Here is a 12,770-nt window from a genome sequence, read left to right as displayed (position 1 = left end):
CCGAAACCTACATCTGAATCACAGGAGAAAAACATGACTGAGACAACTCCCCTCGCCCAGCTTTCCGCTGCCGGCGTCAGCATCTGGCTGGACGACCTGTCCCGCGAGCGCATCACCTCCGGCGGACTGAAGAATCTGATCGCCGAGAAGAACGTCGTCGGCGTCACGACGAACCCGACGATCTTCGCCGGCGCCCTGAGCAAGGGCGAGGCGTACACCGAGCAGGTTGCGCTCCTCGCCGCGGCCGGCACCGGCGTTCACGACGCCGTCTTCGAGATCACCACCGACGACGTCGCCGCGGCCAGCGACCTGTTCCGCCCGGTCTACGACCGCACGAACGGTCTCGACGGCCGGGTCTCGATCGAGGTCGAGCCGACCCTCGCCCACGACGCGGCCGGAACCATCGCCGCGGCCCGCCAACTCTGGGCAAAGGTCGACCGGCCCAACGCCCTGATCAAGATCCCGGCGACCATCGAAGGCCTCGAGGCGATCACGGAGACCATCGCGGCCGGCATCAGCGTCAACGTCACGCTCATCTTCAGCCTCGAACGCCACCGCCAGGTCATCAACGCCTACCTGACCGGGCTGGAAAAGGCCCGGGCCGCCGGAATCGACATCTCCACCATCCACTCGGTCGCGTCGTTCTTCGTGTCGCGCGTGGACACCGAAATCGACAAGCGCCTGGAAGCCGTCGGCACGGCCGAGGCGCTCGCCCTCAAGAGCAAGGCCGGCGTCGCCAACGCGCGCCTGGCCTACCAGGTCTACGAGCAGGCCTTCGACAGCGAGCGGGCCAGGGTGCTCATCGGAGCCGGGGCGAACAAGCAGCGCCCGTTGTGGGCCTCGACCGGCGTCAAGGACCCGAGCCTGCCCGACACCCTCTACGTGACCGAGCTGGTCGCGCCCGAGGTCGTCAACACTATGCCGGAGAAGACCCTCGACGCGACGTTCGACCACGGCGTCATCGCCGGGGACACGATCACCGGCAACTACGACGACGCCAACGCCGTGCTCGACGCGCTGGCCGCCCAGGGCATCTCCTACGACGACGTCACCCGGGTGCTCGAGGCCGAGGGCGTCTCCAAGTTCATCGTGTCCTGGAACGAGTTGCTGGACACGGTCACGGCCGCGCTCGAGGCCGCCCGGGCCCGCCGGTGAGCTTCCGAATTTCGGTGAGCGGCGGCGCGACTGAGGCCGTCCGCACCGCGGTGCCCATCCTCGTCGACGACCTGGTCGCGTCGAGCATCACGGCCCTCGACCCTGCGCTCTGGGGCCCGGAGGCCGAGGATGAGGCGTCGAAGCGTCTCGGCTGGACCGAGTCGGTCGCGGTCTCGCGTCCGCTCGTCGCCGAGATCCTGGCGCTGCGCGACACGCTTCGCGCCGACGGCGTCACCCGGATCGCCCTCGCGGGCATGGGCGGCTCGTCGCTGGCGCCCGAGGTCATCACCCGCACCGCCGGGGTGGCCCTCACCGTGCTGGACTCGACCGATCCCGGCCAGGTTCTTGCCGCACTGCACGACGACCTCGAAGCCACGGCCCTCGTGGTCTCGTCCAAGTCGGGTTCCACCGTCGAAACCGACAGCCAGCGCCGGGTGTTCGAGCGCGCGTTCCGCGCGGCCGGCATCGACCCGGCCGAGCGGATCATCGTCGTGACCGATCCCGGCTCGCCGCTGGAGGCATCCGCCCGCGCCGCCGGCTACCGCGTTTTCACCGCCGACCCGACCGTCGGCGGACGCTACTCGGCCCTCACGGCGTTCGGCCTGGTGCCGTCCGGCCTGGCCGGGGTCGACATCGGTCAGCTCCTGGACGAAGCCGACGCGATCAGCCTCGCGCTGGCCGTGGACTCCCCCGAGAACCCGGGCCTCGTGCTCGGTGCGGCCATCGCCGCGACCAGCCCGCTGCGGGACAAGCTCGCCCTCCTGGCCGACGGGACCCACATCGTGGGCCTGCCCGACTGGATCGAGCAGCTCGTCGCGGAATCGACCGGCAAGAAGGGCACCGGGCTCCTGCCCGTCGTGCTCGAACCGGGCGCGCCCGAGCTGTCCGCGAACCTGCCCGACCTGCAGCTGGTGCGCCTCGTCGACGACGCCGGCCTCGAGGTCTTCGGTGCCGACGACGGCGGCGACGAGATCCGGGTGAGCGGAACGCTGGGCGCCCAGTTCCTGGTCTGGGAATACGCCACGGTGGTCGCCGGACGGCTGCTGGGCATCAACCCGTTCGACCAGCCGGACGTGGAGTCCGCCAAGATCGCCAGCCGCGGGCTGCTGGACGCCAGGCCCGAGCCCGAGCCGGCCGCCTTCATCTCCGACGGCATCGAGGTGCGCGGCACGCCGCACGTCATCGGCGCCGCCAGCGACCTGGCCTCGGCCGTCGACGCCCTGCTCGAGGAACTCGGACCGGACGGCTATGTCGCCGTGCAGGCGTACGTCAACCGCCTGGACCTCCCGGAACTGGCCGAGGTCCGCGACCTGCTCGCCCGGCTGTCCAAGCGGCCGGTCACCTTCGGCTGGGGTCCGCGATTCCTGCACTCCACGGGCCAGTTCCACAAGGGCGGGCCGGCCACCGGTGTGTTCCTCCAGATCCTGGCCGTCCCGGCCGAGGACCTCGACATTCCGGAACGGCCGTTCACGTTCGGTGAACTCATCCAGGCCCAGGCCAGCGGTGACGCGAGCGTGCTTGCCGAACATGGTCGCCCGGTCCTCACCCTCACCCTCACCCAGCCTGCTGCGAACATCTCAACCCTGTTCGCCGCCCTGCGCTGACGCCTGTCCCTCAAAGGAGCTGCATGTCCCCGGTGGAGATCACCCCGGAGTTCAATCCGCTGCGATCAGCGTCCGACTACCGCCTGAACCGGATCGCGGGGCCCAGCAGCCTCGTCATCTTCGGCGTGACGGGCGACTTGTCGCGGAAGAAACTCATGCCCGCCGTCTACGACCTGGCGAATCGGGGGCTGCTGCCGCCGGGCTTCGCGCTCGTCGGTTTCGCCCGGCGCGACTGGGACAACGAGGATTTCATGCAGGTCGTGCACGACGCCGTGAAGCAGTATGCGCGCACCGAGTTCCACGAGGATGTCTGGGCGCAGCTGGCCGAGGGCATCCGTTTCGTGCCGGGTACGTTTGACGACGACGCGGCGTTCGAACAGCTCAAGGAGACCATCCAGGAACTCGATGAGAAGCGCGGCACGATGGGCAACCATGCGTTCTACCTCTCGATCCCGCCGAAGGCGTTCCCGCAGGTCACGGAGCAGCTGCGTCGCTCTGGTCTCGCGGAGCAGAAGGAGGGCCAGTGGCGCCGCGTCGTCATTGAGAAGCCCTTCGGCAGCGACCTGAAGACGGCTCGGGAGCTCAACGACGTCGTCGAGTCGGTCTTCCCGGCCGATTCGGTCTTCCGGATCGACCACTACCTGGGCAAGGAAACGGTGCAGAACATTCTGGCCCTTCGCTTCGCCAACCAGCTGTACGAACCGATCTGGAACGCCAACTACGTCGACCACGTGCAGATCACCATGGCCGAAGACATCGGAGTGGGCGGCCGCGCCGGCTACTACGACGGCATCGGCGCCGCCCGCGACGTGATCCAGAACCACCTGCTGCAGCTCCTCGCCCTGACGGCGATGGAGGAGCCGATCTCCTTTGCGGCGGAAGACCTCCGCACCGAGAAGGAGAAGGTGCTGGCCTCCGTCCGTTTGCCCGACGACCTCGCCACCGGCACCGCCCGCGGGCAGTACTCGGGGGGTTGGCAGGGCGGCGAGAAGGTCCTCGGCTTCCTCGACGAAGACGGGATGAACCCGGAGTCCCTCACCGAAACCTACGCCGCGCTCAGGCTCACCATCGAAACCCGGCGCTGGTCGGGAGTCCCGTTTTATCTCCGCGCCGGGAAGCGGCTGGGCCGACGGGTCACCGAGATCGCCGTCGTGTTCAAACGCGCCCCGCAGTCCCTGTTCGAGGAGGGCCACACGGCGACGCTCGGCCAGAACGCGCTCGTCATCCGGGTGCAGCCCGACGAGGGGATCACCATCCGTTTCGGCTCGAAGGTTCCCGGCGTCGGAATGCAGGTGCGCGACGTCACGATGGACTTCGGCTACGGACACGCCTTCACCGAGGCGAGCCCGGAGGCCTACGAGCGTCTCATCCTCGACGTGCTCCTCGGCGACCCGCCGTTGTTCCCCCGCCACGAGGAGGTCGAGCTGTCCTGGAAGATCCTCGACCCGATCGAAGAGTTCTGGGCCGAACAGGGCCAGCCGGAGCAGTACCGGCCGGGAACGTGGGGTCCCGATTCCGCCGACGAATTGCTGTCTCGCGACGGCCGGAAGTGGAGGCGACCGTGATCGTCGACCTGCCTGACACCACGACGTCCAAGATCTCCAAGGCGCTGGTGCGCATCCGGGAAGAGGGCGGCGCCGTGGCTCTCGGCCGCGTGCTGACGCTCATCATCGCGTCGACGCTCGGCCACGAAGAGGAGGCCATCGAGGCGGCCAATGACGCCTCACGGGAGCACCCCATGCGCGTCATCGTGGTCTCCACCCGGGAATCCGACGGCACGCACAGCGCCGTCGCGGCCCGGGTCGACGCCGAGATCCGCGTCGGCGGGGACGCCGGGGCGAGCGAGGTCATCGTGCTCCGCGCCTACGGCGATGCCGCCAGCGACCCGGAGAGCCTCGTGATGGGTCTGCTCCTGCCGGACGCGCCCGTCGTCGCCTGGTGGCCGGGAGAGGCCCCCGACGTGCCCGCGGAGTCCCCCCTCGGGCGGATCGCGTACCGCCGGGTGACGGATGCGTCGGCGCAGGCCGACCCGCAGGCCGCCCTGCACCGTCTCTGCACCAGCTACCGACCCGGCGACACCGACTTCGCCTGGACCCGGCTCACCCTCTGGCGGGCCCAGCTCGCCGCCGTGCTCGACCAGCCGCCGTACGAGGCGATCACGGCGGTCCAGGTCGAGGGCGCGGCCGATTCACCCTCGACGGCGCTGCTGGCCGCCTGGCTGCAGATGCAGCTGCAGGTGCCGGTCGAATACGAGCTCACCTCGGGCCCGCTGGCCCACGGAATCCGCGGGGTTCACCTCACCCGGGCATCCGGCGTCATCTCGCTCGAACGGGACATTCCGGAAATCGCGACCCTGACCCAGCCCGGCCGCCCGCAGCAGGATCTCACCCTCAAACGCCGCAGCCTGCGCGACTGCCTCTCCGATGAGCTGCGACGCCTCGACCCGGATGAGTTATATGGTGAAGTGATCACGCGCGGCCTGCCGCAACTCGACGACGTGGTCGCAGAACAGACCGGAGCACACTTGTGACGAATGAACGGCGCGTATTAGTCCACCTCAACAAGGAGTCGTTGTCGGCTTCGGTGGCGGCGCGGTTCATCACGAAGACCGTCGACATCCTTGACGACCAGGATGCTGCGAATGTCGTGCTGACCGGCGGTTCGGTCGGCATCGCCGTGCTGGCGGCCATCAACTCGTCGCCGGCCAGGGACACGATCGACTGGGGCCGGGTCTCGTTCTGGTGGGGCGACGAACGCTGGGTGCCCAAGGGCCACCCCGACCGCAACGAGCTGCAGGCGCGGGAAGCCCTGCTGGATCACATCTCGGTGCCGGAGCAGAACGTGCACCCGTTCCCCGCCTCGGACGAGGGCGACGACCTCGAGGCCGCCGCCGCTCGCTACGCGGCCGAGCTGGCCCTCGCCGCCCCATCCGGGGCCGCGCTGCCCCGCTTCGACATCACCTTCCTCGGCGTCGGGCCCGACGGCCACGTCGCCTCGCTCTTCCCGCACCAGTCCGGCATCCGGGAATCGCAGGCCAGCGTCATCCCGATCCTGAACGCGCCCAAGCCGCCGGCCGAGCGTTTGAGCCTCACCCGCCCCGCCCTGAACTCGTCGGAACGGGTCTGGCTGGTCCTGGCCGGCTCGGACAAGGCCTCCGCCCTCGGGCTGGCGCTGGCCGGGGCGAGCCGCGACGAGGTACCGGTCGCGGGCATCAAGGGACGCAAGCGCACGGTCTTCTTCGTGGACAGTGAGGCCGCGGCCCAGGTGCCAGAGAACCTCATCGCCCCCATCTACTAAAAACACCGCGAACCCGCAGTTGTGCGTGTTATGAGGGCCTCATAACGTGCACAACTGCGGGTTCGCGGTATGTGGTGGGTGCTAGTTGGTGGCGGTCAGCTTGCCACGGCGCACGCGCAACTGCTGGAGCGCCTCCTCGAGGAGCGACTCCGCTTCCTCTTCGGTGCGGCGTTCCTTGACGTAGGCCAGGTGCGTCTTGTACGGCTCGAGCTTGATCACCGACGGCGGGTTCGCCTTGTCGCGGCCGGCCGGCAGGCCGGAGGACGGGCAGTCGATGGTGACGGGGATTTCCTCGTCGGGAAGGTTGGCCGCGAAGTAGCGGACGGTTTCGTTGCCGAGGGCGTCCCAATAGGACACCTTGATGCGGTCGGCGTGGAAACCACGGTCCTGCTCCCCCATGGGCCCCGCTCCGACACGAGAACCCCGAATTGCGCTGCCACCAGATGCCATGATGTTTCTCCCCTTGTGCTGATTAGTCGGTATAGCCGCAGTCCAGGGGACTGCGATCGTGCAAAATCTGCCTAAGCACCGGTGTCGAACTTGGTGATCAGGCCGAGCACCACGATGCAGGAAATCCACAGCAGCCCGAGAATGATGGTGATTCGGTTGAGGTTGCGCTCGGCAACCCCGGATGCGCCGAGGTTCGAAGTGACGCCGCCGCCGAACATGTCGGACAGCCCGCCCCCTCGTCCCTTGTGCAACAGAATGAGCATGGTGAGCAGGAGGCTCGTAATGCCGAGCAGTACCTGCAACACAACCTGGAGAATGTCCACGAAAACCTTTCACAATGCGGTGGGCGCGCGCGCACCACCAAGACACTGGTAATTATAGCCTGACGGCCAAGCCCACCCGCGGTTGCCCCTCCGGACAACCGCGTTGGGTCTAGATTCCGACGTGCTTCTGGTACCGAACGATGCCGGAGAATTCATCGATGTCGAGGCTCGCCCCGCCGACGAGCGCGCCGTCGACGTTGGGTTCGCGCATGAACCCGGCGATGTTGACGGCCTTGACCGACCCGCCGTAGAGGATGCGGGTCTTGTCGGCCACGTCCTGGCCGAGCGTCTCGTTCAGCACGGCACGCAGCGCGGCAGCGACCTGTTCGGCCTGCTCCGGCGTCGCGGCCTGTCCGGAGCCGATCGCCCAGACCGGCTCGTACGCCACAACGATGTCCGCGGCCCTGGTGACCCCGGCGAGGGCCGCGCGAAGCTGCGCGACCGGGACGGCGCTCGGGCCGTGCAATTCGAGGTCCGCGGCGGTCTCGCCGACGCAGATGATCGGGACCAGGTTGTGCCTGAGCGCGGCCACGACCTTCGCGGCCACCTGCTCGTCGGTCTCGGCGTGCAGGGTGCGGCGCTCGGAGTGGCCGATGATCACGTACTGGCATTCGAGCTGGGCCAGGAATGCGCCGGAGATCTCCCCGGTGTAGGCGCCGGAGTCGTGCTCGGAGAGGTCCTGCGCGCCGAAGGCGAGCGGGAGCTTGTCCGCGGCGACCAGGGTCTGCACGGATCGCAGGTCGGTGAACGGCGGGAAGACGGCAACCTCGACGGCGGTGAAGTCGTGCCGCGCGTCCTTGAGGCTCCAGGCGAGCTTCTGCACGAAGGCGATGGCCTGAAGGTGGTCCAGGTTCATCTTCCAGTTGCCCGCAATCAGGGGCGTGCGCCGCGGGTTGATGTTCACTGCCATCCGAGGACCTCCAGTCCAGGCAGGCGCTTACCCTCGAGGAACTCGAGGCTGGCGCCACCGCCGGTAGATATGTGACCGAATTGGTCGTCGTTGAAACCGAGAATTCTTACGGCCGCCGCGGAATCTCCCCCGCCGACGACGCTGAGGCCGTCGACCTCGGTGAGTGCGGCCGCGACCGTGCGCGTGCCTTCGGCGAACGCGGCAAGCTCGAACACGCCCATGGGGCCGTTCCAGAAGACCGTCTTCGACGCGCGGATGATGGCGGCGAACGCCTGGGCGGAGTCCGGACCGATGTCCAGGCCCAGCCCGGATGCGCCGAACGGGGTGTCTTCGATCGCGTCGGCCGGGGTGACCTGGTGTTCGGCGTCCCCGCCGAACTTCGACGCCACGACGATGTCCGTGGGGAGCACGATCTTCACGCCAAGGCGCTCGGCTTCGGCGAGGTAGCCGCGGACGGTGTCGAGCTGGTCGCTCTCGAGCAGGCTTGATCCGACCTTGTGGCCCTGGGCCGCGAGGAAGGTGAACACCATCCCGCCGCCGATCAGCAGCGAGTTGACCCTGGGCAGGAGGTGGCCGATGACGCCGAGCTTGTCCGAGACCTTCGAGCCGCCGAGGACGACCGTGTACGGCGCCTCGGGCTTCTCGGTCAGACGGTCGAGGACGTCAAGCTCCGTGGCGATCAGCAGGCCGGCGGCGCTCGGCAGGAGCGTCGCCAGTTCGAACACGCTGGCCTGCTTGCGGTGGACCACGCCGAAGCCGTCCGACACGAGCACGTCGCCCAGCGCCGCGAGGCGGGCCGCGAAGGCGGCCCGCTCCGCGTCGACCTTGCTGGTCTCCCCCGCGTTGAAACGCAGGTTCTCGAGCACGACGACGCCGCCGTCGGTGAGCTGCGCGACGGCATCCGTCGCCGAATCCCCGACGGTGTCGGTGGCGAAGGCGACTCCGGTTCCGAGCAACTCGCCGAGACGGCCGGCGACCGGGGCCAGGCTGTATTTCGCGTCGGGAGCCCCGTCGGGGCGGCCGAGGTGAGACACGATGACGACCCGGGCGCCCTGGGCGATCAGGGCCCGGATCGTGGGCAGCGAGGCCCTGATCCGGCCGTCGTCGGTGATCCGTCCGCGCTCAAGCGGGACGTTCAGGTCACAGCGGACGATGACTCTTGTGCCCTGGAGCGAACCCAGCGACTCGATGGTGCGCAACAAACCGCGGTCCCGGTTACAGGCGCTCGGCGACGAACTCGGTCAGGTCGACCAGTCGGTTCGAGTAACCCCACTCGTTGTCGTACCACGAGGCAACCTTGACCTGGTCGCCGATGACCTTGGTGAGCCCGGCGTCGAAGATCGAGGAGTGCGGGTCGCCGACGATGTCGCTGGAGACGATCGGGTCCTCGGTGTAGCTGAGGATGCCCTTGAGGGGTCCCTCGGCCGCAGCCTTGTACGCGGCGTTGACTTCCTCGACGGTGACCGGGCGTGAAGCGGTGATGGTGAGGTCGGTGATCGAGCCGGTCGGGACCGGAACGCGTAGTGCGTAGCCGTCGAGCTTGCCGACGAGCGCGGGGATGACGAGGCCGAGGGCCTTGGCGGCGCCGGTCGAGGTCGGGATGATGTTCACGGCGGCGGCGCGGGCGCGGCGGAGATCGCTGTGCGGGCCGTCCTGAAGGTTCTGGTCGGCCGTGTACGCGTGCACCGTGGTCATCAGGCCGCGTTCGATCCCGAAGTTGTCCAGGAACACCTTGGCGAGGGGGGCGAGGCAGTTCGTGGTGCAGGACGCGTTGGAGATGACGTCGTGCACGGCGGGGTCGTAGATGCCCTCGTTCACGCCGAGAACGATGGTCGCCACGTTGTCGCCCGTCGCGGGTGCGGAGACGAGGACCTTCTTGGCGCCGGCGGCGATGTGCTTGCGCGCGGCCTCCGCCTTGGTGAAGAAACCGGTCGACTCGATCACGACGTCGACGCCGAGCGCGGCCCACGGGAGGTTCGCGGGGTCGCGCTCGGCCAGTACCTTGATCGCCTTGCCGTTGACGACGATGGAGTCGCCGACGACCTCCACCGTCGCGTCCAGGCGGCCGTTGGTCGTGTCGTACTTCAGCAGGTGAGCGAGCGTCTTCGTGTCGGTGAGGTCGTTGACCGCGACGATGTCGAGTTCGCTGCCCTTGGCCAAAGCCGCTCGGAAGTAGTTACGGCCGATCCGGCCGAATCCGTTGATGCCGATCTTTACAGACACGAATGACTCCTGTTACTGAGGCGCCGACGGCGCAGATGGGGGTGATCAAAGTACGGACGGCGGTGTCCTGTTAGGGCAAAGTCACCATAACGCTATGACAGTAGCAGCAGGCCGGCGGTCTTCTCACGGGCCGTTACGAACCGCGTCTGCACGTTCGACCAGTCGACGATGTTCCAGAATGCCTTGACGTAGTCCGCGCGTACGTTGCGGTAGTCGAGGTAGTAGGCGTGCTCCCAGACGTCGAGCATGAGCACGGGGACCGTGCCGGCGGCGAAGTTGGACTGCTGGTCGAAGAACTGCTGGATGATCAGGCGCTGCCCGATGGAGTCCCAGGCGAGGACGGCCCAGCCGGAGCCCTGCACACCGAGCGCGACGGCCGCGAAGTGGGCCTGGAACTTGTCGAAGGAGCCGAAGTTGTCATCGATCGCCGCGGCGAGTTCACCGGTGGGCTTGTCTCCGCCGTCCGGGGACATGTTGGTCCAGAACACGGAGTGGTTGACGTGGCCGCCCAGGTTGAAGGCGAGGTCCTTCTCGAGCTTGTTGACGTAGGCGAGGTTGCCGGCGTCGCGGGCCTCGGCCAGCTGGGCCAGGGCGGTGTTCGCGCCGGTCACGTATGCCTGGTGGTGCTTGCCGTGGTGGAGTTCCATGATGGTGCCGCTGATGCTGGGCGCGAGGGCCGAGTAGTCGTAGGGCAGGTCAGGCAGGGTGTATTCAGCCATGTGCTTTCTCCTCTGGGTGTTGCCGGATGAGTAGCCGGTGCGGAGGACTCCGCCGCCGGCCGGTGGGCGACCATGACAGTCTAGTCAGGCGTGCCGGTGAGGCTCGGGACGTGTCCTCAGACGTCGTCGAGATCTGGCGGCAGGTTGGCGTCGGTACCGGGAATCCCCAGGTCAACGGCCTTTTTATCGGCCATGGCGAGGAGTCGTCTGATGCGCCCGGCGACGGCATCCTTGGTCATGGGCGGGTCGGCGTGGTGGCCGAGTTCGTCGAGGCTGGAATCCCGGAAGCTCAGTCGCAGCTCGCCGGCGTAGCGCAGGTGCTTGGGGATGTCGTCGCCGAGGATCTCCATGGCCCGGTCGACCCGGGCGCAGGCGGCGACGGCGGCCTGGGCTGACCGGCGCAGGTTCGCGTCGTCGAAGTTGACCAGGCGGTTGGCTGTGGCCCTGACCTCCCGGCGCTGGCGCAGTTCCTCCCAGTTGAGCACGGTGTCCTTGGCGCCCATGTGCACGAGCATGGAGCCGATCGCGTCACCGTCACGGATGACGACCCGGTGCACGCCGCGCACCTCGCGGGCCTTGGCGACGATTCCGAGGCGTCCGGCGGCGCCCACGAGCGCCATGGCCGCCTCGTTGCCGGGGCAGGTCACTTCCAGGGCCGCGGACCGGCCGGGATCGGTGAGCGAGCCATTCGCGAGGAACGCCCCCCTCCAGACCGCGGCGACTTCTTCCTTGGACCCCGTGGTCAGGCGGTTCGGAAGGCCGCGGATCGGGCGACGTCGGGCGTCGAGCAGGCCGGTCTGCCGGGCCAGGGTCTCTCCGCCTTCGACCACGCGCACGAGGTAGTGGTTGGTGCGGCGAAGCCCGGATGCCGGCACGACCGACACCTCGCTGCGCACCCCATAGAGCTCGGCGAGATCCTTGCGCACCCTTCGTGCGAGCAGCGCGGTGTCGAGCTCGGATTCGACGGCGATGCGTCCGGAGATCATGTGCAGTCCCCCGGAGAACCGGAGGATTGTCGCTAACTCGGCGGCACGCACCGTGGTCTTGGAGACCTCGATGCGGGAAAGCTCGTCTTTAACGTCGGCGGTGAGTGCCAATCGTATGTTCCATTCTGTTTGTCCGGGCCAGGGTCTTGTGAACCGTTGGCCGTGGTTATTCTCGACCCAGGTCGCGGTGCTTGACGTTGACCGCGACGCCGGGGAATCCTTGGATGAGAGAGGCGAGTTCCCTGGCCATGGCCACGGAGCGGTGCTTGCCGCCCGTGCAACCGATGGCGATCGTCGCATGACGCTTGTTCTCGCGTTGGTAGCCGGCCAGAACCGGCTCGAGGGCGGCCGAGTAGCTGGCGATGAATTCACGCGCGCCCGGCTGGGCGAGCACGAACTCGCTGACCTGGGCGTCCTGGCCGGTGAACTGACGCAGCTCGGGGATCCAGAACGGGTTGGGCAGGAAACGGGCGTCGGCGACCATGTCGACGTCGGTGGGAAGCCCGTACTTGAAGCCGAAGCTGAGGATGGTGACCTGCAGCCCGGCCGCGTCTTCGGCGGCGAAACGCTCGGTGATGGTGGTGGCCAGCTGGTGGATGTTCAGGTCGGACGTGTCGATCACGATGTCGCACACCTCGCGGACGGCGGCGAGCCGGGTGCGTTCGGCCGTGATCCCGTCGAGGAGAGTCCCGTCGCCCTGCAACGGATGCGGGCGGCGCACGGACTCGAAGCGGCGCACGAGCACGTCGTCGCGCGCCTCGAGGAAGATGACTCTCACCTGGGTGCCGCTGCGCAGCGACTGCACGATCTCCTGGAAGTCACTGAAGAACTCGCGGCCACGGATGTCCACCACGGCCGCGATCTTCGGCAGGGTGCTTCCGGCCCGTTCGACCAGGTCGACCAGGGGCCGGAGCATCTGCGGGGGCAGGTTGTCGACGACGTACCAGTCGAGGTCCTCGAGGGCGTTCGCCACCGTCGACCGACCAGCTCCGGACATTCCCGTGACGATCAGCACTTCCTGCTTCTCGATCTCCGCTGTCATTCTGGGCTGCGCCTTTGGTCGTGGTGGGGTGGTTTGTCCAGCCTACCTACCGGCGCGGGCG

13 protein-coding genes are annotated in these 12,770 nt (G+C 68.0%); 5 read left to right on the top strand and 8 right to left on the bottom strand.

All coding sequences use genetic code 11. The features are described from left to right. Nucleotides 1-33 precede the first annotated feature (33 nt). From tal to pgl, 5 genes are read left to right on the top strand one after another with little or no spacing between them, the layout of a single operon-like run. Entirely contained in the window at nt 34-1,155 is a 1,122-nt protein-coding gene (gene tal / locus E3T33_RS03020; RefSeq protein ID WP_092321980.1) for a transaldolase, read from the top strand. After that, nucleotides 1,152-2,759, top strand: a complete 1,608-nt coding sequence (locus tag E3T33_RS03015; RefSeq protein ID WP_134574709.1) for a glucose-6-phosphate isomerase — start codon at nt 1,152-1,154, stop codon at nt 2,757-2,759. Before tal ends, E3T33_RS03015 begins: the two co-directional genes overlap by 4 nt. A 23-nt stretch (nt 2,760-2,782) precedes the next feature. After that, on the top strand, nt 2,783-4,324 hold the full coding sequence (gene zwf / locus E3T33_RS03010) for a glucose-6-phosphate dehydrogenase (RefSeq protein ID WP_134574708.1): 1,542 nt from the start codon (nt 2,783-2,785) through the stop codon (nt 4,322-4,324). Next, nucleotides 4,321-5,289 (top strand): glucose-6-phosphate dehydrogenase assembly protein OpcA, encoded by a 969-nt coding sequence (locus E3T33_RS03005; RefSeq protein WP_092322123.1) that lies wholly within the window; start codon nt 4,321-4,323, stop codon nt 5,287-5,289. The genes zwf and E3T33_RS03005 overlap by 4 nt, the downstream gene beginning before the upstream one ends. Further along, nucleotides 5,286-6,056, top strand: a complete 771-nt coding sequence (gene pgl / locus E3T33_RS03000) for a 6-phosphogluconolactonase (RefSeq protein WP_134574707.1) — start codon at nt 5,286-5,288, stop codon at nt 6,054-6,056. Before E3T33_RS03005 ends, pgl begins: the two co-directional genes overlap by 4 nt. Before the next feature lie 81 nt (nt 6,057-6,137). Here pgl and E3T33_RS02995 read toward each other — a convergent pair whose 3' ends face one another. From E3T33_RS02995 to rapZ, 8 genes are all read right to left on the bottom strand, one after another. Continuing rightward, nucleotides 6,138-6,506, bottom strand: a complete 369-nt coding sequence (locus E3T33_RS02995; RefSeq protein ID WP_092321986.1) for an RNA polymerase-binding protein RbpA — start codon at nt 6,504-6,506, stop codon at nt 6,138-6,140. 71 nt (nt 6,507-6,577) lie between these two features. Continuing rightward, complete coding sequence (gene secG / locus E3T33_RS02990) at nt 6,578-6,829, bottom strand: preprotein translocase subunit SecG (RefSeq protein WP_092321987.1); 252 nt, start codon at nt 6,827-6,829, stop codon at nt 6,578-6,580. Nucleotides 6,830-6,938: 109 nt separating this feature from the next. Next, on the bottom strand, nt 6,939-7,739 hold the full coding sequence (gene tpiA / locus E3T33_RS02985; RefSeq protein WP_174843269.1) for a triose-phosphate isomerase: 801 nt from the start codon (nt 7,737-7,739) through the stop codon (nt 6,939-6,941). Next, a complete protein-coding gene (locus E3T33_RS02980; protein ID WP_134574732.1) occupies nt 7,730-8,938 on the bottom strand; it encodes a phosphoglycerate kinase in 1,209 nt (402 codons plus the stop codon). Before E3T33_RS02980 ends, tpiA begins: the two co-directional genes overlap by 10 nt. 16 nt (nt 8,939-8,954) lie before the next feature. After that, a complete protein-coding gene (gene gap, locus E3T33_RS02975; RefSeq protein WP_092321990.1) occupies nt 8,955-9,962 on the bottom strand; it encodes a type I glyceraldehyde-3-phosphate dehydrogenase in 1,008 nt (335 codons plus the stop codon). Nucleotides 9,963-10,054: 92 nt separating this feature from the next. Beyond that, nucleotides 10,055-10,681: a superoxide dismutase gene (locus E3T33_RS02970; protein WP_092321992.1), complete on the bottom strand. Its 627-nt coding sequence runs from the start codon at nt 10,679-10,681 to the stop codon at nt 10,055-10,057. Between the two features lie 116 nt (nt 10,682-10,797). Further along, nucleotides 10,798-11,778 carry a DNA-binding protein WhiA gene (gene whiA / locus E3T33_RS02965; RefSeq protein ID WP_092321993.1) on the bottom strand — a complete coding sequence of 327 codons (981 nt, stop codon included), beginning with the start codon at nt 11,776-11,778 and terminating at the stop codon, nt 10,798-10,800. Nucleotides 11,779-11,833: 55 nt separating this feature from the next. Continuing rightward, nucleotides 11,834-12,709, bottom strand: coding sequence for an RNase adapter RapZ (gene rapZ, locus E3T33_RS02960; protein ID WP_134475093.1), 876 nt, complete (start codon nt 12,707-12,709; stop codon nt 11,834-11,836). Nucleotides 12,710-12,770 lie beyond the last annotated feature (61 nt).

Source organism: Cryobacterium sp. TMT1-2-1 (genome assembly GCF_004403955.1).
GTDB lineage: Bacteria > Actinomycetota > Actinomycetes > Actinomycetales > Microbacteriaceae > Cryobacterium > Cryobacterium psychrotolerans.
Note: the sequence above shows the minus strand (reverse complement) of the source record. Positions and strands in the feature narration are given on the sequence as shown.

What these genes read in the sequence shown, in the direction of transcription:
- zwf (WP_134574708.1), top strand. Translation starts at nt 2,783, where the DNA reads ATGTCCCCGGTGGAGATCACCCCGGAGTTCAATCCGCTGCGATCAGCG.
- tpiA (WP_174843269.1), bottom strand. Translation starts at nt 7,739, where the DNA reads ATGGCAGTGAACATCAACCCGCGGCGCACGCCCCTGATTGCGGGCAAC.
- E3T33_RS02970 (WP_092321992.1), bottom strand. Translation starts at nt 10,681, where the DNA reads ATGGCTGAATACACCCTGCCTGACCTGCCCTACGACTACTCGGCCCTC.
- rapZ (WP_134475093.1), bottom strand. Translation starts at nt 12,709, where the DNA reads ATGACAGCGGAGATCGAGAAGCAGGAAGTGCTGATCGTCACGGGAATG.
- tal (WP_092321980.1), top strand. Translation starts at nt 34, where the DNA reads ATGACTGAGACAACTCCCCTCGCCCAGCTTTCCGCTGCCGGCGTCAGC.
- E3T33_RS02995 (WP_092321986.1), bottom strand. Translation starts at nt 6,506, where the DNA reads ATGGCATCTGGTGGCAGCGCAATTCGGGGTTCTCGTGTCGGAGCGGGG.